Genomic DNA, 25,103 nt, shown 5'->3' with positions numbered 1-25,103 from the left:
CCACTTGTACGCTATAGCGCACAGTGTTACCTTATATCGGACGTTATAACGCACAACGGAGTTTTCATGCGCCCTTCCTCTCACCTTGTTCCAGTCGCCCTGGCTGGTTTTGTCGCCGTGCTCGTCGGTTACGCCAGCTCGGCCGCCATCATCTGGCAGGCTGCCGCGGCGGCTGGTGCCAGCGCACAGCAGATCGCAGGCTGGATGACCGCGCTGGGGATTGGGATGGGCGTCAGCACGCTGGCGCTTTCCTGGTGGTACAAAGCGCCGGTGCTGACCGCCTGGTCAACGCCCGGCGCGGCGCTGCTCGCCACCAGCCTGCACGGCGTAACGCTGCCGGAAACGATCGGCGTGTTCATCTTTGCTAACGCGCTCATTTTACTTTGCGGCATCACCGGGCTCTTCGCCCGTCTGATGAGGCTGATCCCCCATTCGCTTGCTGCCGCCATGCTGGCAGGCGTGTTGCTGCAGTTTGGCCTGCACGCGTTTGCGCATCTTGAGGGGCACTTTCTGCTGTGCGGCAGCATGATTGCCGCGTGGCTGATCGCAAAAGCGCTGGCACCGCGCTACGCCATCGTGGTCACGCTGCTGGTCGGCGGTATCGTGGCATGGGCGGGCGGTGACGTTGTCACAGATAAGCTCACGCTCTCGCTTGTGATGCCTGAATTTATCGCCCCCACGTTCACCTTCACCAGCCTGGTGAGTATTGGCGTGCCCTTCTTCCTGGTAACCATGGCCTCACAAAACGCGCCGGGGTTCGCCACGATGAAAGCCTCCGGTTACCCACTGGCGGTCTCGCCGCTTATCATCTTTACGGGAGCGCTGGCGCTGCTGTTTTCCCCTTTTGGTGTCTTTTCTATCTGTATCGCGGCCATTACTGCCGCCATTTGTCAAAGCCCGGATGCGCATCCGGATGCCGGTAAACGCTGGCTGGCGGCCATCGCAGCAGGAGGATTTTATCTGCTGGCGGGGATTTTCGGCGGCTCGATTACCGGGCTGATGGCCGCTCTGCCGCTCAGCTGGATCCAGACGCTGGCCGGTCTGGCGCTGCTGGGCACCATCAGCGGGAGTTTATATCAGGCACTGAGCCACGAGGCGGAGCGCGACGCGGCCATCGTCACGTTCCTGATGACCGCGAGCGGCGTCACGATCCTCGGCATCGGTTCGGCATTCTGGGGGCTGGTGCTGGGCGGCGTGTGCTATGCCCTGCTTTCACGCGCTCGCCGCGCGTAGCTGCGAAGGCGTCATGCCCGTCGCGCTGCGAAAGCGGTTGCTGAAGTGGCTGGCGGAGTTAAACCCACAGGCAAGGGCGATGTCCGTTAGCGGCGTCGCCCTGTTCTGCACAAGGGCCTTCGCTTTTTCCATTCGTCTCTGCATCACATACTGATGCGGCGCCAGCCCCGTCGACTGGCGGAACATGCGGGCAAAATGGTATTCGCTGAGGGCGGCCTGCGCCGCCAGTTCAGCCAGCGTCAAAGGCTGGCCCAGGTTCTCTTCGATAAAGGCCAGCACGTTACGCAGTACGAATGGCGATAGCCCGCCGGTGACGACCGGCAGCTTCCACTGAACGTTAGAGTAGTTTTGCAGCAGATGGGTCAGGAGCAGCGTAGAGGCCGTGCTCAGGGTGAGCTGGTTGGCGTGCTGCTGCCAGTCGCAGCCGAGCAAAAACTGGCGATACAGCGCGGTGATTTTCGGATCGCTACCAAAAATGCGCTCGTCGAGCGTCAGCGAAAGCGGGCGCTTGTCCCAGATCTTTTCCCCCACGTCGCGCAGGTGTTCATCGGTGCAGTAGAGGTGCACAAACGACAGGTCATCACGGATATCCCACGTCGATTCGCTCTCTTTTGGCATCAAGCAGAAACGGTCCGGCCCCCCGCCGTTCTTCCAGCCGCCCGGCGTTTTTTGGTAGCTTTCGTAGCCGTCCGCCACGTACAGGCTCAGAGTATGATGGTTACTTTTTACCGTTATCGTATCATGCTTGTTGTACCACGCTGCCAGCTGAATGCCCGAATTCAGCGAGACGGTTTCCCGCAGGACCGCATTCTGTTGGCAAAGCGTTTCAAAGGTATCGTAAGCGTGAGACATGACCGTAAGCGCGTGATTGACTGGAATATCAGTCTAAGAAGAGTTGTCTCCCGTTGCCAGCCCCCGGGAAAGAAAAAAGCGCAAGATTTTGCAAGTCGACCGCAAGCCGGTGAAAGCCCCTGACCGATCTCAGCGGCATACTGCGGGCTTCCGTGGTTTGAGAAGAGAAAAATATGAACGCATTATTATACGGACTGGTGGTGGTCATCTGGGGAACCACCTGGATTGCGATTTTCCTGCAGCAGGGGCCCGTAGCGGCGCCCGTCTCGATTTTCTGGCGTTTCGCCGTCGCCAGCCTCACGATGATGGTGGTATTAATCGCCCTGCGCCGCCTGCGCCAGCTGGCGCTGCGGGATCACCTTTTTTGTATGCTCCAGGGATGCTGCGTTTTCTGCTTTAACTTCTGGTGTTTTTACGCCGCAGCCTCGCACATCAACACCGGGCTGGAATCGGTGATCTTTTCCATGGCCGTACTCTATAACGCCATTAACAGCTTTATCTTCTTCGGGCAGCGCCCGCCCGCGCGTTTCTGGACGGCGGCGGCACTGGGCCTGACTGGGATCGTCACCCTCTTCTGGGACGATCTGCTGGCCAGCGGCTGGAGCGCGTCGCTCCTGACCGGGATTGGCCTCTCCGCGCTCGGCACCTACGGCTTCTCGCTGGGCAATATGATCAGCATGCGTCACCAGCGCAAAGGCCTTGAAACCATGACCACCAACGCCTGGGCGATGCTCTACGGCACGCTGGTGATGGGCTGCATTGCCCTGTTCAGAGGCGACAGCTTCGCGCCAGAGTGGACCGTCAGCTACATTGGCGCGCTGCTCTATCTGGCCGTGTTTGGTTCGGTGATTGCCTTTGGCGCCTACTTCACGCTGGTGGGACGTATCGGTCCGGGCAAAGCGGCCTACAGTACGCTGCTCTTCCCGCTGGTGGCGCTGTCCATCTCTACGGTGTATGAAGGCTACGTCTGGCATATCAACGGTATCGTGGGGTTATTGCTGATTCTGGGGGGAAATATGGTGATGTTTACCAAACCAGAAACCTGGTTCAGACGCTTACGAACGGCGTAAATAAAAAGGCCTGCATTACGCAGGCCGTTTTATTTTATTTCGCGGTCTTTTTCACATCAAACATGGTGGCGTCCGTCGCCATGTCATCAACAACCTGCTTCAGGGTTGCAAACGTCATCGGCGTACTTTCGTTGTTCAGATCTTTACCTTCGCCTTTACGCACCACCTTCATGACCGGTTTGTTGGTGGCCGCATCGATCAGTTCGCCTTCAAAGAAGAGATGCGTATCCATGGTGCGATGCCCGGTTGCCATCTGCGTACCGGCTACCACCAGCGCGACCGGCACCACTTCATAGAACTGCAGACCTTCTTTCTGCGAACTCACCCCGGTAATTGCACCGCGGAAAATCAGGCTGTGTTTACCCGGCGTGGTCACGACTGGCTTACGGGTACCAATAGCAGTTTTCATTTTGTTATTGGTGTAATTCAACAGCTCATCAAGCGTTTTTTGACCAATTTGAGTGGTCGGTTTAGGCGCGGGATAATAAGTAATCGGCGTCCAGAGAATACTGTCGTAATTAGCTTCGTTATAAGAAGGATCAACCCAACGCAGCGTTGGTTTACCCGTCGCAGACGTCGTCTGCTGCAAGCCTGAATAGTCTTTTAAAAAGCCAGAATATTGTTCGGGAGCCGCGACTTTTGAAGAACAGCCCGCCAACGCCAACAGACCAGTAAGCACTGCAACTTTAAAAAAAGTTTGAGTACGCATGATAGTTTTCCATGTTATCTGCAAGTATGCATTTGAAGTTATAGCAAAAGACCGGCGGGTTTGTTGTGACAAAAAATGATGCGGAGAGCACAAATTGCGAAAAGACTGCCCGCAAGCGTGCCGGGCAGTGAAAAATTACTGATTTATATCCAGTTGCCAGAACAGATGTTTGCCAAACGGGTCTATTTCATAGCCCGTCACCTCCTTGCGCACCGGTTCGAAAATGGTTGAATGCGCAATCATCACCGCCGGCATTTGATCATGCATCATTTGCTGAGCCTCTTTATACAGCGCCACGCGTTTATCGCGATCGGTGGTTGATTTTGCTTCCGCAATAATATTATCGAAGGGCTTATAGCACCATTTCGCCGAATTTGAGCCACCGTTTGCCGAGGTACAGGTAAATAGCGGACCAAAGAAGTTGTCGGGATCGCCCGTTGCGGTCGTCCAGCCCATCAGCGCGGCCTGATGTTCCCCGCCCTTCACGCGCTTAAGGTATTCGCCCCACTCGTAGGTGACGATTTTGGTCTGTACGCCGATTTTCGCCCAGTCGGCCTGAATCATCTCCGCCATGCGTTTCGCATTCGGATTGTACGGACGCTGCACCGGCATCGCCCACAGGTCGACGCTCACGCCGTTGGCAAAACCGGCCTCTTTCAGCAGCGCTTTCGCCTTTTCAGGATCGTAATCGTAATCCTTAAGCTCGCTGTCTGCGCTCCAGACGCCCGGCGGCAGCAGGTTCTTTGCAGCGGTGCCGGTGCCGTGGAAAACCGCATCAATAATGGCCGGTTTATTGATGGCCATCGCCAGCGCCTGACGGACTTTTACGTTATCCAGCGGCGGCTTTTGGGTATTGAACGCCAGAAAGCCGGTATTCAGTCCGGCTTTGCTCATCAGGTTGATGTCTTTGTTCGCCTTCATGCGCGGCAGGTCCGCCGGGTTCGGGAACGGCATCACCTGACATTCGTTCTTCTCAATTTTGGCAAACCGCACGGAGGCATCCGGCGTGATGCTAAACACCAGCCGATCCAGCTTCGATTTCCCCTGCCAGTAGTCGTCGAACGCCGTAAACAGGATCCGCGAATCCTTCTGATACTGCGCCAGCTTAAACGGCCCGGTACCTATAGGCTCCATATCCACCTTCTCCGGCGTGCCCGCTTTTAGCATCGCGTCGGCATATTCCGCGGACAGGATCGAGGCAAAATACCATGCCAGATCGGCGACAAACGGCGCTTCCGGGTGCGCCAGGGTAAAGCGAACGGTGTGGTCATCAACTTTATCAATGCCGGTAATCAGGCTGCCAAACTCCAGACTTTCGAAGTTGGAATAGCTGCCGTTAGAGACGTTGTGATACGGATGATTCACGTCTTTCTGGCGCATAAACGAGAAAATCACGTCGTCGGCGTTAAAGTCGCGGGTCGGCGTGAAGGATTTATTGCTCTGGAACTTGACGCCCTTACGCAGATGGAAGGTGTAAACCTTGCCGTCGTCGCTCACCTCCCAGCGCTCCGCCAGGCTTGGCACCAGCTCCGTGGTGCCGGGTTTGAAATCAACCAGCCGGTTATAGACCGGCACGGCGCTGGCGTCCACGCTGGTTCCCGAGGTGTATAGCTGAGGATTAAAGTTTTCCGGCGATCCTTCGGAGCAATACACCAGCGTTTTCGCGGCGACGGTGGAACTGACCGTGAGTACAGCAAGCGCCAGCGTTATAGTTGTGAGTTTGCTTTTCATCATTTATTCCTGTTTTTTTAATTCGACGGCTAATTAATTCTTTTGCCATTTCATAAATAACATTAAAGTGATGTGGCAAACACCTGAAAAATAAATAAGGAATAAATCACTATGGGCTCGCCGCTTTCCAGACAATTAACGCACCGTTTTTTCCGCTATCTCGCGATCACCAGCCAGAGCGACCCCAAGGTCAAAACCCTGCCCTCAACGCCGGGCCAGCACGACATGGCGCGCGAGCTGGCGCAGGAGCTGGCACAGCTGGGGTTAGACGATATTGTGATTGATGAATTCGCCACGGTAACGGCGGTCAAAAAAGGCAACGTGCCCGGCGCGCCGCGCATCGGCTTTATTACCCATATTGATACCGTGGACGTGGGATTATCACCGGATATTCATCCACAAATATTAACGTTTACCGGTGAAGATCTCTGTCTGAATAAAGAGAAAGACATCTGGCTGCGGGTTAACGAGCATCCTGAAATTCTGGCGTATCCGAATGAGGAGATTATTTTCAGCGACGGAACCAGCGTATTGGGCGCGGATAATAAATCGGCGGTCACTGTGGTCATGACGGTGCTGGAAAACCTGACGGCGGAACATCAGCACGGGGATATCGTCGTGGCGTTTGTGCCTGACGAAGAGATCGGCCTGAACGGTGCAAAAGCGCTGGACCTTAAGCGCTTTGACGTCGACTTCGCCTGGACCATCGACTGCTGCGAGCTGGGGGAAATTGTCTACGAGAATTTTAATGCGGCAGCCGCTGAGATCCGCTTTACCGGCGTAACGGCGCACCCGATGTCCGCCAAAGGCGTGCTGGTGAATCCCCTGCTGATGGCGACTGACTACATCAACCATTTTGACCGCCAGCAAACGCCGGAGTGCACCGAGGGGCGTGAGGGCTATATCTGGTTTAACGGCATTCAGGCCGGCCAGAACGAGGCCATTCTTAAGGCCAATATCCGCGACTTTGACAAGGACAACTTTGCCGCCCGCAAGCAGCAGATTGCCGACGTAGCCGCGCTGATTGCCGCCCAACATCCTACGGCCAGGGTGGACTATCGCATTGAAGATACCTACAGCAATATCAGCAATGCGATTGGTGAGGACAGACGCGCCATCGATCTGATGTTCGAAGCTATGGAATCACTCGGCATCACGCCGAAGCCGACTCCCATGCGCGGCGGTACCGACGGCGCGGCGCTCTCGGCAAAAGGGCTGCTAACGCCGAACTTCTTCACCGGCGCGCATAACTTCCACTCGAAGTTTGAATTCCTGCCGCTGTCGTCGTTCGAGGCGTCTTACAACACCGCCCTGCAGATCTGCCTGCTTGCTGCCCGCTAAGCGGGCTTGCGCGCCAGCATCGTGGCAAAGCGCAGCTTGATGCGGTTGCCGTTTTCGTCGGTGCGGTGCAGTTCGCCAACGTCTTCGTTGTATTTGAGCAACTCCCAGCCTTCGTAGTAGTTGCTCAGCTCACCGCTTTTGAACGCAAACGGGAAGCCGACGGTGCACGGGTAATCCGCCGTATCCATCGCGGCAACAATCAGGTTGTAGCCGCCGGGCCTGGTGCAGCGCTGCATGTTGGCGATAAGTCCCGGGATGGTTTTTGACTCCAGGAACATCAGCACCACGGTGGAGAGAATAAAATCGTACTCGCCGTCAAAACTCAGGTTGTTGAGATCTTTAATCGCCGTGTGGAGGTTATCGATCCCTTCTTCCGCCTTGATGCGCTCGATATTCTCGATGCTCATCGGGTTCTTATCCCACGCGGTCACCTCGTAACCGTTGGCCGCCAGATAAAGGCTGTTGCGGCCGTTGCCGCAGCCCAGATCCAGCGTTTTACCCGGTTTAATCTTTGCCGCACTGAACAGCACCTCTGAATGGGTGCGGGTTAAGCCATATTTCTCTGTGAAGTAATTCTCATCAACGGTCATTATTTTTTCCTGAGCCTGCATAAGTTTAAAGTGCATCCTGAATGCCATTTTAAGGCGTTTACCGTCTGGTTGCCAGCCGCTCGAAAACCGAAAAATTTGCTACGTTTAGTTAAGACGCTTATCAGAGACCTAAAGATGAACAAATATCGCCTTAGCGACGAAACCCGCCTCTGGCAATGGAAAAACGGCGAAACTACCCGCTCCGTCACGCTGCGGCAGATTATCGCGACAGTGGATTTTAACGACGTGACGGTCGGTACGAAAGGCGGCTGGGTTGACGATGAGCGCGCCCTCGCGCAGGACGGGGACTGTTGGATCTACGACGAAAACAGCGTGGTGTTCGCCGGTGCCGTCGTGTCCGGCAACGCGCGACTTACCCTGCCGTGCATCGTTAGCCACGATGCTCTTATCAGCGGCAGCTGCTGGCTGGACGGCGCGGAGGTCAGCCACGGGGCGCGTATAAGTGACAACGTCACCATTCAGCACTCCTGCGTGAGGGGCGAATGCCATCTCTACGGCGATGCCCGCGTTCTGCACAACAGCGTTATCATCGCCGCCAAAGGTCTGACGCCGGACCATGACCAGATCCTGCAAATCTACGATAAGGCGACCGTCAGCCAGTCGCGCATTGTGCACCAGGCGCAAATCTACGGCGAGGCGATGGTTAATTTTGCGTTTGTTGAGCACCGCGCCGAAATATTCGACAACGCCATCCTCGAAGGTAACGACTTAAATAACGTCTGGGTCTGCGACTGCGCAAAGGTCTATGGTAACGCCCGCGTGATTGCCGGTTATGACGACGATGCTATTCCGACGGTGCGCTACAGCTCTCAGATTGCGGAGAATGCCGTGGTGGAAGGAAACTGCGTCATCAAGCACCACGTTCTGATTGGCGGTCAGGCATGGCTACGCGGCGGGCCGATCATGCTGGACGATAAGGTGGTGATCCAGGGACGCGCGCGGATCAGCGGAGATGTGCTCATTGAGCACCGGGTTGAAATCACAGATGATGCGGTCATTGAAGCCTTTGCCGGGGAGAGCATTCACCTGCGCGGCGAAAAGGTGATTAACGGCGACCAGCGCATCACCCGCACCCCGCTGCTGGGAGCGTTATAGGGTAGCGATCTTCCCGTAGATGTTCACATCGTCAAAGCGACCGTTCAGGTATTCCGCTTCCCGCAGGCACCCTTCCAGCGTAAAACCGTTACGCACGGCAACGTTGTTGCTGTGCTGATTCGCCACCCGACACTTGATCACAAAACGGCGGATCTCCCCGCGTTCGACGTAGTAGCGCATAAACGCCTGCAGTGACCGGGAGAGAATGCCCTGCCCCTGGTGGTCTTCATCCAGCCAGTAGCCGATGTACCCGGCCTTGTTGGTCGGTTCAATCGTGTTGAACGACAGCACGCCGACCAGCGCATCATCCTTGAAGATCAGAAACATTTTGGCGTAGCCGCGCTGGTGCAGCATCTGGTTACTTTGCACGTTGCGGCGGGTATCCTCTTCGCTGCCCACGTGCTGCGCCCAGTCAAAGACGGTTTGCAGAAAGGTTTTGTTTTTGACGACAAGATTATGCAGGTCGGCGGCGTAGCGCTCTTCGACGGCGCGAAGCTCGAGAGCGTCAGATACCGGGATAATTTCGGATTTTGCTGCGGTCATTGCCCCTCACCCTAACCCTCTCCCGGAGGGAGAGGGAATCGATCGTTAACGCATTATCCGGTCGTCAACGTAGTTACGTTTATCCGGCGCAGGCGGGAAATACTGGTACAGCCAGGTTTCACTGATGGCATCGCCCTGGCAGCGCAGGAACAGGCGCATATCCACCGGCTCCGTCGAATCCGAGGTTGGGTACCAGTCAAACAGGATGCGATAGCCGTCAAACGGCTCAACGTAGAGGATCTCAACCTGCTTCGCTTCACCGCTGGAGAGCGTAATCACCGGCTCGATGCCTTTTGGCGCAGCGGCCTTGAGGTCGCCACCGACGAAGTCGATAGCAAAACGGCGGGCCCACACTTTCGGGTAATTTTCGCCCGGTGCCCAGCCTTCCGGGAAGCCGCCCATACCGGTACGGGTGGCGAAGACGTTGGCCAGCGGAGAACGCACCGGCGGCATGGCGCTCCAGTACAGACGATATTTAAAGTCCAGCTCGTCGCCCGCCTTCACCGCTTTTTCCGGCTGCCAGAAGCAGACCACGTTATCCAGCGTTTCGCCGGTGGTCGGGATCTCCATCAGGCCAACCGCGCCTTTACCCCAGTCGTTACGCGGTTCAACCCACAGGCTCGGGCGTTTATTATACCAGCCCATCACGTCCTGATAGTGCGAGAAATCGCGGTCGAGCTGCAGCAGGCCGAACCCTTTCGGGTTTTTGTCCATATAGGCGTTAAACTGCAGCTTCTGCGGGTTGTTCAGCGGACGACAGATCCACTCCCCGTTGCCGCGCCACATTGCCAGGCGGTCGGAGTCATGAATTTGCGGGTGAATGGTGTCACACATGCGGCGTTCGTTATTGCCGCAGCTGAACATGCTGGTCATCGGCGCGATGCCGAGCTGCTTGATGTCCTTCCGCGCGTAGAGATGGTTTTCCACCTCCATAATCACCTGGCTCTTCTCGCAGTGGATCACGAATTTATAGGCACCGGTGATGCTCGGGCTGTCCAGCAGCGTGTAGACGGTAAAAGTCGTGTCGCCGGGCTTGACGGTTTCAAACCAGAAGGCGGTAAAGTCCGGGAACTCTTCCGGCGTGTCGGTAAAGGTATCTACCGCCAGACCGCGCGCGGAAAGGCCGTACTGGTAGGTGTCATCTACCGCGCGGAAATAGCTCGCGCCCAGGAAAGAGACAATATCGCGACGCGCCAGCTCAGGCGCCTTAAAGGCGCGGAAGCCCGCAAAGCCGAGATCGCTTTGCCCTTCCAGCTGTTTGGTATCCACACCCGTTTCACCGTAGCTGAACAGCTCCGGACGGAAGTGGATCTCGCGCGCCATAGAGGTTGACTGGTCCAGCGAGAACATCCGCACGCGGCGACGGAACCCCATCCCCATATGGAAGAACTGCACGTCCAGCTGACGCCCTTCAATGTTGTTCCACAGTGACTGTTTTTCATCGTAGCGGATGGCGTTGTACGCCTGCGGCGTCATGGTTGCCAGCGTGTTCGGCAGCGGACGCGGCGCGCCACCCCACGGGGTTTTCGCCAGGTCATGCGCCATGGATTGCAGTACGGAGAAGTCGAAACGACGGCTCTGGCCGTCAGCAATGTCAGAGTCGGCAGCGTATGCCGCTTTGGAAAACAGGGAAGCAAGGCCAGATGTGCCGCTCAGGGCTGCCACTGCCAGCGAGCCTTTTAGAAAACGTCTGCGATTCATGCCTGGAAAAACGTCCTTATGGTCGTGTGAATGTGTTTCGCGCTCGGCGAAATGACGGCAAGAAAGAACGCACAGCCTAAACAAAAATGGTTAAGAATCCAATTGTTGGCCGGTGATTATATGAACAAAGTGAGAAATATTTTCTGTCGACCAGAACGGCCCGAAAGTGGTGTAAAAAACAGTAAATACACAAAATCATTCATGCTGGATCAAGGCGGCAAGTCTGAGAATCCCCAGGAGCTTACTTAAGTAAGTGACTGGGGTGAACAGACGTAGCCAACGCAGAGGCAGCTTGAAGGATGAAGTGTATTAAAAATGCCCCGGCGCGACATCGTTCGCCGGGGCTAATGAGGCGGTTATTTTACGCTGACATCGATACCCGGGAAGTACTTATCAGCGAGTTTAGCGATCGTGCCGTCGGCGCGTACTTTATCAATCGCGGCATCAAGCTGCTTTTTGGTGGCCTCGTCGCCCTTACGCAACCCAAAACCGATCCCACTGCCGAGGATAGTGTCGTCAGACACCGGTTTGCCGATGAAGCCAAACCCTTTCCCCTGCGGCTTGCTGAGGAAACCTGCCTGCCCGGCCGCGGACATGACCAGCGAGGCGTCGATACGGCCATTCAGCAGATCGCCCCAGGCCATATTCTGATCTTTATAAGACACCACGGTGACACCCTGCTTTTCCCAGTGCTCTTTGGCATAGGTTTCCTGGATAGATCCCTGCAGCACGCCGATGGTTTTCCCCTTCAGCCCTTCTGGGGTTGCCTCAACCGCCGTACCTGCCTTGCCGACCAGCTGCGACGGAATACGGTAGATCGGCTGGGTAAAATCAATGCTCTTGCGGCGCTGCTCGGTGATGTTCATCGCCGAGTTGATGGCGTCAAATTTCTTCGCCACCAGGCCCGGGATCAGCGCATCAAAGGAGGTTTCAACCCAGCTGCACTTCAGCGCAGCCGCTTTGCAGATGGCATTCCCCAGTTCAACGTCAAACCCTTCCAGTTCGCCCGCCGCATTGCGGCTCTCAAACGGCGGATATTCCGCTTCCAGCCCGTAACGCAGCTCGGTAGCCGCGAAGGAAGAAAAAGTACACAGCAATCCCATGCCGACAACTAACGCGCGTAATTTCATCTCATACTCCTCAGCGTGGTTTAACCCGACACAGGGCCTGGGCACCTGCCCGTAACGTCGCCTCATCTTTCGCAAAAGAGAGACGAATCAATTTATTATCCGTACCGTCCGCATAAAACGCCGACAGCGGAATGGTGGCAACGCCGTACTCAACGATCAGCCGTTTCACCAGCTCGCTGTCGCGCTCGTCGCTGAACTGGCTGTAGTCCGCCAGCATGAAGAACGATCCGGCGCTCGGCAGCAGGGTAAACGGCGAATCGGCCAGCAGGCTGTGCAGCAGATCGCGCTTGCGCTGGTAAAACGCCGACAGCGACAGCCAGGTTTGCGGGTCGACCATATGCTCAGCAAACGCGTGCTGCATTGGCGTATCGGCAGAAAACATTAAAAATTGATGGACTTTACAAATCTCGTCCATCAGTACCGCCGGTGCAACACAGTAACCCACGCGCCACCCGGTGACGTGATAGGTTTTTCCGAAAGAGGAAATAATCACGCTGCGCTCCGCCAGCTGCGGGTGCGTTGCCATCCCGTGGTGCGGCTCGCCGTCAAAAACGACGTGTTCGTACACTTCGTCAGACAAAATAATGATGTCGGTATTGCGCGTCAGCGCCGCCAGCTGCTGCAGGTCACTGGCCGAGAAGACCTGGCCACTCGGGTTGTGCGGCGTATTGATGATGATCATGCGCGTGCGCGGCGTGATCGCGGCGCGAACCTCATCCCAGTTGACGGCAAAATCCGGCACGGTGAGCTTGATGGCGATCGGGGTTGCCCCCTGCAGACGAACAATCGGCGCGTAGCTGTCAAAGGACGGCTCAAAGTAGATCACCTCATCGCCCGGGTGCACCAGCCCGCTAATCGCCGAATAGAGCCCTTCGCTGGCGCTGGCGGTCACCAGCACCTCGCTGGCAGGGTCGTACTGCGTGCCGTAGAGCGTGGCAATTTTATCGGCAATACGTTCTCTGAGCGGCTGCAGACCGGTCATCGACGCGTACTGGTTATGCCCCGCCTCCATTGCGCGGGTGACGCCCGCAATCAGCTTCGGGTCGCAGGAAAAATTCGGTGCGCCCTGAGAAAGGTTAATCGCGTTATGCTGCGCCGAGAGCTGGCCGATAACGGTAAAAATGGTGGTTCCCACATCCGGCAGTTTGGATCGCGTTTGCACAGGCGTTCGTAAAGTCATCCTCTTTCCCTTCTCATGGACATTGCATAACTATTCAAACAACATCTGTACTGTCGGGACAATCGAATTGTTGTCATAATAGCCTTGAGAAAAATGCATAGCTGAGGTGTTTTCTATGTCACGCCGTTCGCTCCCCCTTAATGCCATCGACGCATTTTTAGTCACCGCGCGTCACCTCAATCTTACCCATGCCGCGGCGGAACTGTGTCTGACGCAGGGGGCCGTGAGCCGTAAGATTGCCTCCCTTGAGGCGTGGTTTGGCTTTCCGCTTTTTGAACGCCACGCGCGCGGGCTGCGCCTCTCACCGCAGGGCAGCGCCCTGCTTCCAGAGCTACAGTCCGCTTTCGAGCAGCTGCTGTCCGTGGCCGACCAGGCCCGCAGCCAGCACACCGTGATCCGGCTGAAGGCCCCCACCTGCGCCATGCGCTGGCTTGTACCACGCCTGCTGGAGGTGGAGCGCGAGCATCCGGATCTGCAGATCGCGCTGACCACCACCACCGATCACAACGTCAATTTCAAAACTGAGTCTTACGACGCGGCCATTGTGTTCGGCACGCACATGAGCGCAGGCGATTTGCTGTTCGAAGAGGCGCTCACCCCGGTGATAAGCCCGGTGCGGGCGGGTGCTGCGCTGGGTTCGCTGACGTTTCTGCACCCGACAAGGGATAAGACAGACTGGTCGCTGTGGCTGACGAAACAGGAAGGTCCGGGCTTTGCCATGCATAAAAATCAACACTTCGATACGATGGATCTCGCCATTACGGCCGCCATTCAGGGGCTCGGCGTCGCCATCGCCGACGAAACGCTGGTGGCAGAAGATATTCACGCGGGAAGGCTGGTACGGCCCTATGAGACAAGCATAAAAACCGGCGCAAGCTACCGGCTGGTGCTGCGCGAAACGCCAGGCGAGGAAAATGGACTGGCGGCGTTTCGCGCCTGTTTGCTTAATCGAGGCTGACGTGGTGCTTCATCACCCGTTTGAAGAGGCTCATGCGGGCGCGCATAAAGCGGTTTTCAAGCCTGAAAGCTGCATGTTTATTCACGCCAATGCGTAACAGAACGTCCCGCCCTTTACGGCTCGCGGGCCAGTGCGTCGGCCCGGGCAGGATGTCGCGACGGCCCGCGTCACGCGCAAAGCTCGCCCAGTAATCCGCCACCTGGGCAGCAAACTGCAGATCTCGCTCATTGACGTACTGTCGTGAAGGCTCCACCTGACCGAGCGTATCGAAGACGTAGGGGACTTCGTTGCCGTGCCAGGCACCGTTGATGTACGTGGCATGTTCCGCCTCTGCGACATAGTCAAACCAGTAACGCCAGCACAACCCACCGACGCGCTGCTGGGCCTGCATCACCACGTAGCCCATCGTGGTAAACGCCATGTCGCGACACACCTGCCTGCCCAGTTCTTCATCGCCCTTCACGCCCGGGTAGAGCAGCTTAATCAGCCCCAGCCCGAAGCGGCGCTCCCGGCGAAGCTTCTGGATTTGTCCGGCGAGATCGATGCCAAACACCGCCATCACGCTGGCTTCATCGCTGTTGGAGCCAATCATCACCGGCACCGGATGCTGACGCGCGGCGAAAAAGACGTCAAGCATGGCTTCCGGCAGAACACAGTCTCCTGCGATAGGCGCCGGAGCGACGTTCAGCGGCGCGGTGAGCGGCCAGAACGCCTCGGGCGGAATGGCGCGCAGCTGCCCGGCGGTCGCATTTTCCAGCCCGAAATGGGCGGCCAGCGCTTCCCCTTTTTGCAGCGCCAGCTCGCGCGGCGTGTCCGGTAAGGTGTATCCGCTTTGCACAATCGCCTTGTGGAACAATCCTGCTGCCAGCGGAGAGGCCAGCAGCGAGAGCACGCTCCGCGCGCCAGCGGATTCGCCAAACAGGGTCACATTAGCGGGATCGCCGCCAAACCCGGCGATGTTATCCAGCACCCATTCGAGCGCGGCGATCTGATCCAGCAGGGCAAAATTATGCACCACGCGCCCTTCCTCGCCTTCCAGCGCGGGATGGGCGAAAAAGCCAAGATGGCCGAGACGGTAGTTGATCGTGACCACAACCACGCCGCGCGTGGCCAGCGCTTTGCCGTTATACGGCGGCAGGCCTCCGGCACCAATCGTAAACCCGCCTCCGTGCAGCCAGACCATAACCGGAAGCGGCTCGGCCCGCTCTGCGGGAGACCAGACGTTAAGGTAGAGGCAATCTTCGGAAAACTGGCCCGGATCGCCGCCGCCGAGCTCCTGACAATACTCGCTGCTTTGCCAGCTTGAGGGCGAGAATGCCGTGGCCTCGCGCAGCCCATCCCAGCGTTCAGGCGGCCGGGGCGAGCGCCAGCGCCACTCCCCCACGGGCGGCGCGGCGTAGGGAATACCGCACCAGACGTGGACGTTTTCATCGGTTAAACCAGACAGTGCGCCCTGGCGCGTTTCAACCACAGGGGCGGAAGGATTTTGCATAACGACCTTAATTTTTCCATCACACCCCAGCAGAGTAACGATTTCAGAGCAAACCGCAACGCTGTTTACTGCGCGTTTCAGCCTCCTGGTAGAGCGTAAACTCGTCATACACCGGGCATCCCAGCGCGTCTTCAAACGCATCGCGGCTGGCGTTACCGTGGCTGCGGGCCTGGGTTTCGTTCCCGAGATTGGACTGGAAAATCCCCGCGGCGCTGACCGGGAGGAAATCTTCGTAGGTGATCGGCTGGGCAACAACCCATCCGCGCTCGATCAGCGGCTGCGGATCGTCTCCGGGACGAAACGCATGCCGATGGGCTTCCCCGGCTGGCGTCAGGCGGTAGCGGAAATAGGCCAGCTCCTGACGGCGCATGAGCATTTCGCTGTCCGGGAAGGCGCTAAAGATCTCCCGCAGATGCAGCTGATGGGTCAGGTTATCTTTACCGGTACCGGCCTGGGCGAGGAGGCTATCGTACAGTTCACGGCCTTTCGGGGTAAGCGCCACGCCGCGCTGTTCAATCTCACCGAAGCGCGCGGTGTGGGTGCCTTTATGTTCACCGGCAAACAGCACCGGCTCTTCCAGCGCCTTGAAGCTGGTTTGACGCAATAAGACGGGCACCTCGCGACGCGGCGGCCCTTCGATCAGAATTTTTGGCTCGATACCGTACTTCGGCATCAGCTCCTGCACCCGGTCAATGTCCAGCGTGCGCGGCGTGAGGTGGTTAATGTGGCAGCCCGGGAAGCAGACCACGTCGGCAATCAGACGGTGCTCGTTGTGCAGCGCCAGATAGGTTTCCTGATCGACCGTCGCATGGCGGTGCCAGCGGAAGGTTTCTAACGCTTCCTGCACAAATTCGTGCGCCTGTGCGTCAGTAAACTGCCCTTCCGACTCGTGGAGGTCGATCAGTTCCAGGCAGCGCGGGGTGAAGATGTTGCGGTGAGACAGGATCTCCGCGGCCCGCTCGCGCAGCGCGACGTTTTCAATCAGCTCAAGACGCAGCAGCGAGGTAAAGATACGAAACGGATTCCGGCACAGCGCCGCATCCTCTATCGGACGAAACGCCGTTGAGTGGACGGGCACCCCCGCCTGAGAGAGATCGTAATAGCTGACCGGGTACATGCCCATAATGGCAAACATACGGCGCAGGGTTGAAAGTTCCTGTGCCGTGCCGACGCGGATCGCCCCGTGACGCTCCACGTTCAGGCGCGCAAGCTCATCGGCGTTAGCCAGTTGTTCATGTAATAGTGGATTATTTTCCAGAACCGCCAGGTTTACGTCCGCAACCAGTTCAAGCAAGGTGCCGTACTGCGGAACTTCCTGCTGGTACATCGCCGACATAGCCTGCGAAAAGTGTTCCCGAATGTCATCAGCCGTGATGGTGTTCGCCATGATGTCATGCCTCCAGTGAATATTACCTGGAGTGTAGAGAAACCCGTTCCTTCCGGGGGGAAGAATTTCTGAATTGTGATCTTAAGACGACAGTGGTCAAACCGTGTGCTACGGGCCCCTTAACAGGTCCGAGCGGAACCGCCCTTTCAACCTGAACGCTTTTATCCAGGATTTTCCTTATAATTATTTAGGGTTCCGCTTTCTATCTATAAAGGAGTATTTTTTGGCCCTCTCCTGAATGCAAATTAACCAATTCGAGTACACCATTATTTTTATCCTCACCTTTCAAATTTTTAGCCCGAAGTTAGGATTAATCTGAATGGTTGTTTACAAGTCCTTCCTGTCTATCCATATTTCCCTTTTAAGCGAAGCGCAAATTTACAAATATTTAAAAATAACGCAACCGCAAATAGCAAAACGCATTTGACGGATGACGCACAGCGACTAGAGTTATTACTCGAACGACGAGTGATACGGAATATTTTCGTATCGTACTGACATAACCAATATATGACTATGAGGTTTAATATGGCAGAGCATCGTGGTGGTTCCGGTAATTTCGCTGAAGACCGTGAAAAAGCATCAGAAGCTGGACGTAAAGGTGGCCAGCATAGCGGTGGGAACTTTAAAAACGATCCGCAACGCGCTTCTGAAGCGGGTAAGAAAGGAGGACAGAACAGTCACGGCGGAGGCCGTAAATCTGATAACTCCTGATCTTATTTAATACTCTTTTAATAAAACCAGAGAGCATGCTGCGGGCTGAAAAGCTCGCAGTACCCTTTCTTTATTTTACCGGAGCGTAATTATTATGAATATGAAAAGCGTCGAGGATGTCTTTATTCATCTTCTGTCGGATACCTACAGCGCAGAAAAGCAGCTTACCCGAGCGTTAAGCAAGCTTGCCCGCGCCGCCTCCAGCGAGAAGCTGAGCGCCGCTTTTACCGCACACCTGGAAGAGACGCAGGGTCAGATCGAACGTATCGACCAGATTGTCGAGCAGGAAGACGGTATCAAGCTTAAGCGCATGAAGTGCGTGGCGATGGAAGGCTTAATTGAAGAAGCCAACGAAGTCATCGAAAGCACGGAAAAAAATGAAGTACGTGATGCTGCCCTTATTGCCGCCGCGCAAAAAGTCGAGCATTACGAAATTGCCAGCTACGGTACCCTTGCAACATTAGCAGAACAACTGGGCTATAAAAAAGCCGTTAAGCTTCTTGCCGAAACGCTGGAAGAAGAAAAAGAGACCGACCTTAAACTCACCGACCTGGCCGTAGGAAATATTAACAAAAAAGCGCAGAAATGACGCAATAATACAGGTTAAATAAAATGAGCATCAGTCCCAGGACAATTAAACGGTGCCATTTAGCGGCAGCCATAATATGGTTCATTCTCGCCATCCCTTCCGTAATATGGTGGAAGAACAGCGTGCTATGGGTCATTATCATCAGCATTTACGCAAATATTGTCGGACATTTATCTGGCTACAGTGCCGCGCGTGCCGATCAGGCTGCTGAAAGTGAGACCAAATAAGCGAACCCCTAATGAGGATACAATGATGAATCACGTAGAACACTACCATGACTGGCTACGCGATGCCCATGCGATGGAAAAGCAAGCCGAATCTATGCTGGAATCCATGGCTAGCCGTATCGATAATTATCCTGATGTTCGCGCCAGAATTGAGCAGCATATTAATGAGACAAAACGGCAAATTACATTGCTGGAAGAAATCCTCGACCGTAATGATATTTCTCGTTCGGTTTTAAAAGATTCGATGAGCAAAATGGCGGCGCTCGGCCAGTCCATCGGCGGCATGTTCCCGTCGGATGAGATCGTTAAGGGCTCGATCAGCGGCTATGTTTTCGAACAGTTTGAAATAGCCTGTTATACCTCCCTGCTCGCGGCGGCTAAGAAAGCAGGCGACACGGCCTCGGTACCTGCCATCGAGACGATTCTGGCCGAAGAACGCGAAATGGCCGACTGGCTGATTCGCCATATTCCGCAGACCACGGAACAGTTCCTGCTGCGTTCAGACGCATCGGGCGTCGAAGCAAAAAAATAATCAGGGAGAATCGCCATGTTCCGACACGTCAAACAGCTGCAATACACGGTTCGCGTTGCCGAACCGAACCCAGGCCTCGCCAACCTTTTACTGGAACAGTTCGGTGGGCCTCAGGGCGAACTGGCTGCCGCCTGCCGGTACTTTACGCAAGGATTGAGCGATGACGATCCGGGCCGTAAAGATATGCTGATGGATATCGCCACCGAGGAGCTAAGCCACCTCGAAATCATCGGTACCCTGGTCGGCATGCTGAATAAAGGCGCCAAAGGCGCGCTGGCTGAAGGGGTGGAAAACGAGGCCGAGCTGTATCGCTCCATGACCGAAAACGGCAATGACAGCCACATCACATCCCTGCTCTACGGTGGCGGCACCCCGCTCACTAACTCGGCGGGCGTGCCCTGGACGGCGGCCTACGTCGACACCATCGGCGAGCCGACGGCGGACCTGCGCTCAAACGTGGCAGCAGAGGCCAGAGCGAAAATCATCTATGAACGGCTGATCAACGTGACCGACGATCCCGGCGTAAAGGATGCCCTGGCGTTTCTGATGACGCGCGAGGCGGCGCACCAGCTCTCCTTTGAGAAGGCGCTGCAGTCCATCCGTAATAATTTCCCACCGGGAAAATTGCCGCCAATCGAGGAATTCACCAACAAGTACTACAATATGTCTGAAGGTGGAGAGGTTCGCGGAAGCTGGAACAGCGATAAACATTTCGATTACGTTGAGTCCCCCCAGCCTGCGGTTGACGGCGGCGATGGCAGCGCAAGCGTCACGCTCACGACCGAACAGGCAACCCTGGTCAAGGCGATGTCTGCCCGCACGAAGTCCGATCCACATTCTGACCCGCTGACCGGTGCCGAGCTGGGTGCCGGTAAGACTAAACCGTAATCCGGTTTTGCCGGGCAGCCATAAACTGCCCGGCAATTCTCGTGCCCCATCGTTTCAGAGGTACGGACCATGTTCGAACTCGACGCGTTCCATCTGGCCAGAATTCAGTTCGCTTTTACCGTCTCGTTTCATATCCTTTTTCCTGCGATCACCATCGGCCTCGCCAGCTATCTGGTGGTGCTGGAGGGCATGTGGCTGCGCACCAAAAACGACGTCTGGCGATCGTTGTACCATTTCTGGCTCAAGATATTTGCCGTTAACTTCGGGATGGGTGTTGTTTCCGGGCTGGTCATGGCGTACCAGTTTGGCACCAACTGGAGCGGGTTCTCACAGTTCGCGGGCAGTATTACCGGCCCCCTTCTGACGTATGAAGTCTTAACCGCCTTCTTCCTTGAAGCCGGTTTCCTTGGCGTCATGATGTTCGGCTGGAATAAGGTCGGCCCGGGCCTGCACTTCTTTTCAACCTGCATGGTGGCGCTCGGCACGCTGATGTCGACCTTCTGGATCCTCGCGTCCAACAGCTGGATGCATACGCCGCAGGGCTTCACTATCGAGAACGGACAGGTTATCCCGCAGGACTGGCTGGCGATCGTCTTTAATCCCTCCTTCCCTTACCGCCTTATTCATATGGCTATCGCCGCGTTTCTGAGCAGCGCGCTGTTTGTCGGCGCGTCGGGCGCATGGCACCTGCTGCGCGGTAACGATACCCCCGCCGTCCGCACCATGTTTTCCATGGCGATGTGGATGGCGCTGCTGGTCGCCCCTATCCAGGCGGTCGTGGGCGATATGCACGGCCTGAACACGCTTGAGCATCAGCCGGCTAAAATTGCCGCCATTGAGGGGCACTGGGAAAACCCGCCGGGCGAGGCCACCCCGCTGCTGCTGTTTGGCCTGCCGGATATGGACGAGGAGCGCACCAAATACGGTCTGGAGATCCCCGCGCTCGGCAGCCTTATCCTGACGCACAGCCTGGATAAGCAGGTCCCGGCGCTGAAGGATTTTCCGAAAGAAGATCGCCCTAATTCGACCATCGTCTTCTGGTCGTTCCGCGTCATGGTCGGGATGGGGCTGCTGATGATTACCCTCGGGCTGATTAGCGTCTGGCTGCGCTATCGTCATCGACTTTTCCACTCTCGCCCGTTCCACTGGTTTGCCCTCTGCATGGGGCCTGCCGGGCTGCTGGCGCTGCTCGCCGGCTGGGTCACCACCGAGGTGGGCCGTCAGCCGTGGGTGGTCTACGGCTATCTGCGCACCATCGACGCGGTATCGCTGCACAGCACCCTGCAGATGAGCATCAGCCTGCTGGCGTTCTTCGTCGTCTACTCGTCGGTGTTTGGGGTGGGCTATGTTTACCTCATCCGGCTGATTAAGAAAGGACCGCAGCCTGTCGATACGCTGACGTCAAACACCTCGGGCACTCCCGCCCGTCCGCTGTCTGCCGCTGAGTCTGTTCCTGAACAGGAGAGAAACTGATGGGCGTCGATATCTCAGTTATCTGGTTTGCCATCATCGTCTTTGCCACGCTGATGTACATCATCATGGATGGCTTTGATTTGGGCATCGGCCTGCTGTTTAACTTCGTGGGCGATGCGAAGGAGCGCGATGTGATGGTCAACAGCGTGGCGCCGGTCTGGGACGGCAACGAGACCTGGCTGGTGCTCGGCGGCGCGGGCCTTTTCGGCGCGTTTCCGCTGGCCTATGCGGTGATTATTGATGCGCTCACCATTCCTCTCACCGCGATGCTGATCGGCCTCATCTTCCGCGGCGTCGCCTTTGAGTTCCGCTTCAAAGCCACGCCGTCGCACCGCAAATTCTGGGATTACTCCTTTGCCGGCGGCTCTCTGCTCGCCACCTTCAGCCAGGGCGTGGTGGTGGGCGCCGTGATTAACGGCTTCGACGTTGAGGGGCGGCGTTTCGTCGGCTCCGCGCTTGACTGGCTCACCCCCTTTAACCTCTTCTGCGGTATCGGGCTGGTTGTGGCCTACACGCTGCTGGGCACTACCTGGCTCATCATGAAAAGTGAAGGCGCGCTGCAGGCCCGCATGCGCGAGCTGACCCGCCACGTGCTGCTGGCGCTGGTCGTGGTGATTGCGGTAGTGAGCATCTGGACGCCGCTCGGCTGGCAGTACGTGGCCGACCGCTGGTTTACCCTGCCCAACTTCTTCTGGTTCCTGCCGGTTCCGCTGCTGGTCGGGCTTTTCAGCGTGCTGATCTGGCGCCTGACCCGCAACCCGGCCAGCCACTCCCGCCCCTTCCTGCTGACGCTGGGGCTTATTTTCCTCGGGTTTAGCGGGCTCGGCATCAGCCTCTGGCCGAACATTATTCCGCCGCGCATCACCCTGTGGGAAGCCGCGGCCCCGCCTGCCAGCCAGCTGTTTATGCTGGTAGGCACGTTGCTGATTATTCCGGTGATCCTGGTGTACACCGCCTGGAGCTACTACGTTTTCCGGGGCAAAGTGTCGGATACTGAAGGCTATCACTGAGGAACGCTATGACCGACTGGCATACACGAGCCATTATTTATCAGATTGATACCGCGCTATTTTATGATTTGAACGGCGATGGCTGCGGGGACATCGCCGGGATCGCGGCCAAGCTGCGCTATATACGCCGCATGGGGGCGACGGTCATCTGGATCACCCCGTTTTACCTCACGCCCTTTCTCGATGAAGGCTACGACGTCAGCGACCACCTCCAGGTGGATCCCCGCTTCGGAAAGCTGGCCGATATCATCGCCTTTATCGAGCAGGCCCGCGAGCTGGGCATGCAGGTCATTATCGAGCTGCTGATCCAGCACACGTCGGACGCGCATCCCTGGTTCCAGCAGGCCCGCCGCAACCCGGCGTCACCCTATCGTGATTACTACCTCTGGTCGGATAACGACGAGGACGATACGCCCCCCATGTTTCCCGGCGTGGAAAAGAGCATCTGGACCTGGGACGACGAGGCGGGACAATACTACCGGCACATGTTCTATCGCCACGAGCCGGATCTGAACCTCACCTCGCCCGCGGTGCTTAAAGAGATTGAAAACATCATCCTCTTCTGGCTCAAGCTTGGCGTGTCGGGATTTCGCCTCGACGCCGCATCCCATCTCACCACCCAGGCGGGAAACGGTGATGAAAAAAAGGGCCTGTGGATCCTCGAACATATGCGGCGTCTTATCGAAGAGCGCAATCCGGACGCGATCCTGCTGGGCGAAGTTGACGTAGACGTTGAGGCCTATAAAGACTACTTCGGCAATAACGACCGTCTGAATCTGGTGCTCAATTTCTGGCTCAACAAGTATTTCTACGTCAGCCTGGCCCGCAAAAGTGCCCGCCCGCTGCGCAATGCGGTGAAGAAGATGATCGTCCCGCCTGACTCCTGCTGTTTTGCCAACTGGCTGCGCAACCACGACGAGCTGGATCTGGAAGGCATCAGTCAGAAAGACAAACAGTTTGTCCTCGATACCTTCGCCCCTGATGAGGAGATGAACGTCTATCAGCGCGGGATCCGCCGCCGCCTGGCCCCGATGCTCAACGGCGATCGGAAGCGGCTGGCGTTCTGCCACGCGGTGCTGTTTTCCCTGCCGGGTGTCCCGGTGATGCGCTACGGCGACGAGATAGGCATGGGTGATGACCTGGATCTGGAGGAGCGCTACGCCGTCCGCACCCCGATGCAGTGGGCAGGATCGCAAGGAGGTGGTTTCTCTGCAGCCGACCCGGAAAAATTTATCGCGCCGATTATCGACCATGGCCCTTACCGCTATCAGAAAGTCAACGTCGCCGATTCGCTGCTTCACCACAACTCGCTCCTGCACCGGATCATCGATATTGCCACTACCCGCTCGGAGTTCCCTGAAATAACCGTTGCGCCCTTTCGCCTGGTCGCAATCGATGATGACGCGGTGCTGGGGCTTTATTACGAGACCGACGAGCGCAGCATCCTGACCTTCGTTAACTTCAGCGACCAGCCGGTACAGTTCACCGCCAAAGGGATCCGCAACGCCACCTGGACCGCCTGTCTCGAGGACAAGCGCTACGATGACGCGCTGATTTGCGGTAAAACCGTTCAGCTCAGCCTTGGCGGCTACGGCTATCGCTGGTTCTGGACGCACCGTAGCGCGCTGCGCTGACTACGGTTTCCGGCGGGTTATCAGACGCGTCAGCACTATCCCCGCCACCGCGAGGGCGCCCAGGGCCACTTTCCCCGGCATGCCGGAGGTGACGGACGGCGCGCGGGTTTTCGCCTCGTCAGTAAAGCGGCCATGGATTTTATGCAGATCGTTAACCGGCTGGTCGAGGTAGTCCCGACGATCCGGCGCGTTGAGATCGTCGGTCATCTGGCCTTCCCACGCCTTTTTCACCATCAGCCGGTCGAGAAAACCGGGGAAGAAAAATTGCCCGACGATGGACTGGATGGTGCTGCTGCCTACCCACAGCTCGCGAACCGGTTTTTGCGCCACCCTGAAGATGGCGCTGGCGGCCACCTCAGGCTCAAAGACAGGCGGCACCGGGCGCATCGCCCAGGCGAACTTATTCCTCGCCCATTCGAACTGCGGGGTATTGAGCCCCGGCATCTGGACCATCGAAAGCTGAACCCGGCTGTTCTCATGCATCAGCTCGGTACGCACCGCATCGGTGAACCCACGGATCGCCGCTTTTGCCCCGCAGTAGGCTGACTGCAGCGGAATGGAACGGTAGGCCAGCGCGGAACCTACCTGGATAATCACCCCCCTGTCGCGCGGAACCATAAGTTCGAGCGCGGCGCGAGTGCAGTTCACGTAGCCGAGGTACGTCACCTCAGTCACGCGCCGAAACTCGTCCGGCGTGAGGGTACGAAACGGCGCCAGAATGGCCCCCATCGCGTTGTTCACCCAGACATCAATCGCGCCGAGGCGATACTCAATTTCGTTAGCGGCATCCACCACCGCCTGGCTGTCGGCGACGTCCGCCTGCACGGCGTGGGCATTAACGCCAAAGCGCCGTAGCTCCTCCTGGGTAGAGTGCAGGCTGGCCTCATCGCGGGCGATGAGCCCCACGTCGTAACCCGCCTTTGCAAAGTGCAGCGCCGTGGCTTTTCCCACGCCCGCCGTCCCGCCGGTAATCACTATGACAGCCATAGAACCTCCACGTGAG

Annotated in this window: 24 protein-coding genes; 13 read left to right on the top strand and 11 right to left on the bottom strand. The window is 57.0% G+C overall.

Going from position 1 to position 25,103, the window contains the following annotated elements; all coding sequences use genetic code 11:
- Positions 1-66 precede the first annotated feature (66 nt).
- Complete coding sequence (locus tag SPH27_RS01895) at positions 67-1,233, top strand: benzoate/H(+) symporter BenE family transporter (RefSeq protein ID WP_139155769.1); 1,167 nt, start codon at positions 67-69, stop codon at positions 1,231-1,233.
- On the opposite strand, the gene SPH27_RS01890 is transcribed toward SPH27_RS01895, so the two are convergent.
- Positions 1,213-2,085, bottom strand: coding sequence for an AraC family transcriptional regulator (locus tag SPH27_RS01890; RefSeq protein ID WP_322435578.1), 873 nt, complete (start codon positions 2,083-2,085; stop codon positions 1,213-1,215). The genes SPH27_RS01895 and SPH27_RS01890 overlap by 21 nt on opposite strands.
- 173 nt (positions 2,086-2,258) lie before the next feature.
- Here SPH27_RS01890 and SPH27_RS01885 point away from each other — a divergent pair, with 173 nt between their 5' ends.
- On the top strand, positions 2,259-3,155 hold the full coding sequence (locus tag SPH27_RS01885; protein ID WP_096151305.1) for a DMT family transporter: 897 nt from the start codon (positions 2,259-2,261) through the stop codon (positions 3,153-3,155).
- A 34-nt stretch (positions 3,156-3,189) separates the two neighbouring features.
- On the opposite strand, the gene SPH27_RS01880 is transcribed toward SPH27_RS01885, so the two are convergent.
- Together SPH27_RS01880 and SPH27_RS01875 are read right to left on the bottom strand one after the other, a co-directional pair.
- Positions 3,190-3,864 (bottom strand): DUF3313 domain-containing protein, encoded by a 675-nt coding sequence (locus SPH27_RS01880; protein WP_033145514.1) that lies wholly within the window; start codon positions 3,862-3,864, stop codon positions 3,190-3,192.
- Positions 3,865-3,999: 135 nt separating this feature from the next.
- Positions 4,000-5,595 (bottom strand): ABC transporter substrate-binding protein, encoded by a 1,596-nt coding sequence (locus SPH27_RS01875; protein WP_182072373.1) that lies wholly within the window; start codon positions 5,593-5,595, stop codon positions 4,000-4,002.
- Positions 5,596-5,706: 111 nt separating this feature from the next.
- Between SPH27_RS01875 and pepT the strand changes: the two genes are divergently transcribed.
- A complete protein-coding gene (gene pepT, locus SPH27_RS01870) occupies positions 5,707-6,936 on the top strand; it encodes a peptidase T (RefSeq protein ID WP_182072348.1) in 1,230 nt (409 codons plus the stop codon).
- Here pepT and tehB read toward each other — a convergent pair.
- Positions 6,933-7,529 carry a tellurite resistance methyltransferase TehB gene (tehB, locus tag SPH27_RS01865; protein ID WP_096151313.1) on the bottom strand — a complete coding sequence of 199 codons (597 nt, stop codon included), beginning with the start codon at positions 7,527-7,529 and terminating at the stop codon, positions 6,933-6,935. The genes pepT and tehB overlap by 4 nt on opposite strands.
- Before the next feature lie 132 nt (positions 7,530-7,661).
- Here tehB and ydcK point away from each other — a divergent pair, with 132 nt between their 5' ends.
- Positions 7,662-8,642: a YdcK family protein gene (gene ydcK, locus SPH27_RS01860; protein ID WP_182072350.1), complete on the top strand. Its 981-nt coding sequence runs from the start codon at positions 7,662-7,664 to the stop codon at positions 8,640-8,642.
- Here ydcK and rimL read toward each other — a convergent pair.
- From rimL to SPH27_RS01840, 4 genes are all read right to left on the bottom strand, one after another.
- Positions 8,637-9,185 carry a 50S ribosomal protein L7/L12-serine acetyltransferase gene (gene rimL, locus SPH27_RS01855; RefSeq protein ID WP_182072352.1) on the bottom strand — a complete coding sequence of 183 codons (549 nt, stop codon included), beginning with the start codon at positions 9,183-9,185 and terminating at the stop codon, positions 8,637-8,639. The genes ydcK and rimL overlap by 6 nt on opposite strands.
- A gap of 45 nt (positions 9,186-9,230) precedes the next feature.
- A complete protein-coding gene (locus SPH27_RS01850; RefSeq protein ID WP_182072355.1) occupies positions 9,231-10,886 on the bottom strand; it encodes a glucan biosynthesis protein D in 1,656 nt (551 codons plus the stop codon).
- 356 nt (positions 10,887-11,242) lie between these two features.
- Positions 11,243-12,016, bottom strand: a complete 774-nt coding sequence (locus SPH27_RS01845; protein ID WP_025756391.1) for a transporter substrate-binding domain-containing protein — start codon at positions 12,014-12,016, stop codon at positions 11,243-11,245.
- 10 nt (positions 12,017-12,026) lie between these two features.
- Positions 12,027-13,196: a pyridoxal phosphate-dependent aminotransferase gene (locus tag SPH27_RS01840; RefSeq protein ID WP_047651261.1), complete on the bottom strand. Its 1,170-nt coding sequence runs from the start codon at positions 13,194-13,196 to the stop codon at positions 12,027-12,029.
- 115 nt (positions 13,197-13,311) lie between these two features.
- Here SPH27_RS01840 and SPH27_RS01835 point away from each other — a divergent pair, with 115 nt between their 5' ends.
- Positions 13,312-14,154 carry a LysR family transcriptional regulator gene (locus SPH27_RS01835; protein ID WP_039262517.1) on the top strand — a complete coding sequence of 281 codons (843 nt, stop codon included), beginning with the start codon at positions 13,312-13,314 and terminating at the stop codon, positions 14,152-14,154.
- Here the strand turns inward: SPH27_RS01835 and SPH27_RS01830 are convergent.
- Together SPH27_RS01830 and SPH27_RS01825 are read right to left on the bottom strand one after the other, a co-directional pair.
- A complete protein-coding gene (locus tag SPH27_RS01830; RefSeq protein WP_182072357.1) occupies positions 14,141-15,646 on the bottom strand; it encodes a carboxylesterase/lipase family protein in 1,506 nt (501 codons plus the stop codon). The two genes, SPH27_RS01835 and SPH27_RS01830, sit on opposite strands and share 14 nt — an antisense overlap.
- Positions 15,647-15,689: 43 nt before the next feature.
- Entirely contained in the window at positions 15,690-17,033 is a 1,344-nt protein-coding gene (locus tag SPH27_RS01825; RefSeq protein ID WP_033145503.1) for a VOC family protein, read from the bottom strand.
- A gap of 528 nt (positions 17,034-17,561) precedes the next feature.
- Here SPH27_RS01825 and SPH27_RS01820 point away from each other — a divergent pair.
- From SPH27_RS01820 to SPH27_RS01785, 8 genes are all read left to right on the top strand, one after another.
- Positions 17,562-17,747: a general stress protein gene (locus SPH27_RS01820; protein WP_004150795.1), complete on the top strand. Its 186-nt coding sequence runs from the start codon at positions 17,562-17,564 to the stop codon at positions 17,745-17,747.
- 94 nt (positions 17,748-17,841) lie between these two features.
- Positions 17,842-18,336, top strand: a complete 495-nt coding sequence (locus SPH27_RS01815) for a ferritin-like domain-containing protein (protein WP_182072359.1) — start codon at positions 17,842-17,844, stop codon at positions 18,334-18,336.
- Between the two features lie 23 nt (positions 18,337-18,359).
- On the top strand, positions 18,360-18,563 hold the full coding sequence (locus tag SPH27_RS01810; RefSeq protein ID WP_008502273.1) for a hypothetical protein: 204 nt from the start codon (positions 18,360-18,362) through the stop codon (positions 18,561-18,563).
- A gap of 25 nt (positions 18,564-18,588) precedes the next feature.
- Positions 18,589-19,095 carry a ferritin-like domain-containing protein gene (locus SPH27_RS01805; protein WP_014831871.1) on the top strand — a complete coding sequence of 169 codons (507 nt, stop codon included), beginning with the start codon at positions 18,589-18,591 and terminating at the stop codon, positions 19,093-19,095.
- A 15-nt stretch (positions 19,096-19,110) separates the two neighbouring features.
- Positions 19,111-19,983, top strand: coding sequence for a manganese catalase family protein (locus tag SPH27_RS01800; RefSeq protein ID WP_008502274.1), 873 nt, complete (start codon positions 19,111-19,113; stop codon positions 19,981-19,983).
- 69 nt (positions 19,984-20,052) lie between these two features.
- Complete coding sequence (locus SPH27_RS01795; RefSeq protein WP_182072361.1) at positions 20,053-21,456, top strand: cytochrome ubiquinol oxidase subunit I; 1,404 nt, start codon at positions 20,053-20,055, stop codon at positions 21,454-21,456.
- Positions 21,456-22,466: a cytochrome d ubiquinol oxidase subunit II gene (gene cydB, locus SPH27_RS01790; protein ID WP_182072363.1), complete on the top strand. Its 1,011-nt coding sequence runs from the start codon at positions 21,456-21,458 to the stop codon at positions 22,464-22,466. Before SPH27_RS01795 ends, cydB begins: the two co-directional genes overlap by 1 nt.
- An 8-nt stretch (positions 22,467-22,474) precedes the next feature.
- Positions 22,475-24,100 (top strand): alpha-amylase family protein, encoded by a 1,626-nt coding sequence (locus SPH27_RS01785; RefSeq protein ID WP_182072365.1) that lies wholly within the window; start codon positions 22,475-22,477, stop codon positions 24,098-24,100.
- Here the strand turns inward: SPH27_RS01785 and SPH27_RS01780 are convergent, their stop codons facing one another.
- Entirely contained in the window at positions 24,101-25,087 is a 987-nt protein-coding gene (locus tag SPH27_RS01780; protein ID WP_182072367.1) for an SDR family oxidoreductase, read from the bottom strand.
- Between the last annotated feature and the right edge of the window lie 16 nt (positions 25,088-25,103).

Origin of the sequence: Enterobacter sp. A103, from assembly GCF_034427535.1 — a bacterium.
GTDB lineage: Bacteria > Pseudomonadota > Gammaproteobacteria > Enterobacterales > Enterobacteriaceae > Enterobacter > Enterobacter asburiae_B.
This window is presented reverse-complemented; position numbering and strand designations above follow the sequence as displayed.

Excerpts from the sequence above, each read along its gene's own strand:
- SPH27_RS01895 (WP_139155769.1), top strand. The coding sequence starts at position 67 with ATGCGCCCTTCCTCTCACCTTGTTCCAGTCGCCCTGGCTGGTTTTGTC.
- SPH27_RS01890 (WP_322435578.1), bottom strand. The coding sequence starts at position 2,085 with ATGTCTCACGCTTACGATACCTTTGAAACGCTTTGCCAACAGAATGCG.
- SPH27_RS01885 (WP_096151305.1), top strand. The coding sequence starts at position 2,259 with ATGAACGCATTATTATACGGACTGGTGGTGGTCATCTGGGGAACCACC.
- SPH27_RS01880 (WP_033145514.1), bottom strand. The coding sequence starts at position 3,864 with ATGCGTACTCAAACTTTTTTTAAAGTTGCAGTGCTTACTGGTCTGTTG.
- SPH27_RS01875 (WP_182072373.1), bottom strand. The coding sequence starts at position 5,595 with ATGAAAAGCAAACTCACAACTATAACGCTGGCGCTTGCTGTACTCACG.
- pepT (WP_182072348.1), top strand. The coding sequence starts at position 5,707 with ATGGGCTCGCCGCTTTCCAGACAATTAACGCACCGTTTTTTCCGCTAT.
- ydcK (WP_182072350.1), top strand. The coding sequence starts at position 7,662 with ATGAACAAATATCGCCTTAGCGACGAAACCCGCCTCTGGCAATGGAAA.
- rimL (WP_182072352.1), bottom strand. The coding sequence starts at position 9,185 with ATGACCGCAGCAAAATCCGAAATTATCCCGGTATCTGACGCTCTCGAG.
- SPH27_RS01850 (WP_182072355.1), bottom strand. The coding sequence starts at position 10,886 with ATGAATCGCAGACGTTTTCTAAAAGGCTCGCTGGCAGTGGCAGCCCTG.
- SPH27_RS01845 (WP_025756391.1), bottom strand. The coding sequence starts at position 12,016 with ATGAAATTACGCGCGTTAGTTGTCGGCATGGGATTGCTGTGTACTTTT.
- SPH27_RS01840 (WP_047651261.1), bottom strand. The coding sequence starts at position 13,196 with ATGACTTTACGAACGCCTGTGCAAACGCGATCCAAACTGCCGGATGTG.
- SPH27_RS01835 (WP_039262517.1), top strand. The coding sequence starts at position 13,312 with ATGTCACGCCGTTCGCTCCCCCTTAATGCCATCGACGCATTTTTAGTC.
- SPH27_RS01830 (WP_182072357.1), bottom strand. The coding sequence starts at position 15,646 with ATGCAAAATCCTTCCGCCCCTGTGGTTGAAACGCGCCAGGGCGCACTG.
- SPH27_RS01825 (WP_033145503.1), bottom strand. The coding sequence starts at position 17,033 with ATGGCGAACACCATCACGGCTGATGACATTCGGGAACACTTTTCGCAG.
- SPH27_RS01820 (WP_004150795.1), top strand. The coding sequence starts at position 17,562 with ATGGCAGAGCATCGTGGTGGTTCCGGTAATTTCGCTGAAGACCGTGAA.
- SPH27_RS01815 (WP_182072359.1), top strand. The coding sequence starts at position 17,842 with ATGAATATGAAAAGCGTCGAGGATGTCTTTATTCATCTTCTGTCGGAT.
- SPH27_RS01810 (WP_008502273.1), top strand. The coding sequence starts at position 18,360 with ATGAGCATCAGTCCCAGGACAATTAAACGGTGCCATTTAGCGGCAGCC.
- SPH27_RS01805 (WP_014831871.1), top strand. The coding sequence starts at position 18,589 with ATGAATCACGTAGAACACTACCATGACTGGCTACGCGATGCCCATGCG.
- SPH27_RS01800 (WP_008502274.1), top strand. The coding sequence starts at position 19,111 with ATGTTCCGACACGTCAAACAGCTGCAATACACGGTTCGCGTTGCCGAA.
- SPH27_RS01795 (WP_182072361.1), top strand. The coding sequence starts at position 20,053 with ATGTTCGAACTCGACGCGTTCCATCTGGCCAGAATTCAGTTCGCTTTT.
- cydB (WP_182072363.1), top strand. The coding sequence starts at position 21,456 with ATGGGCGTCGATATCTCAGTTATCTGGTTTGCCATCATCGTCTTTGCC.
- SPH27_RS01785 (WP_182072365.1), top strand. The coding sequence starts at position 22,475 with ATGACCGACTGGCATACACGAGCCATTATTTATCAGATTGATACCGCG.
- SPH27_RS01780 (WP_182072367.1), bottom strand. The coding sequence starts at position 25,087 with ATGGCTGTCATAGTGATTACCGGCGGGACGGCGGGCGTGGGAAAAGCC.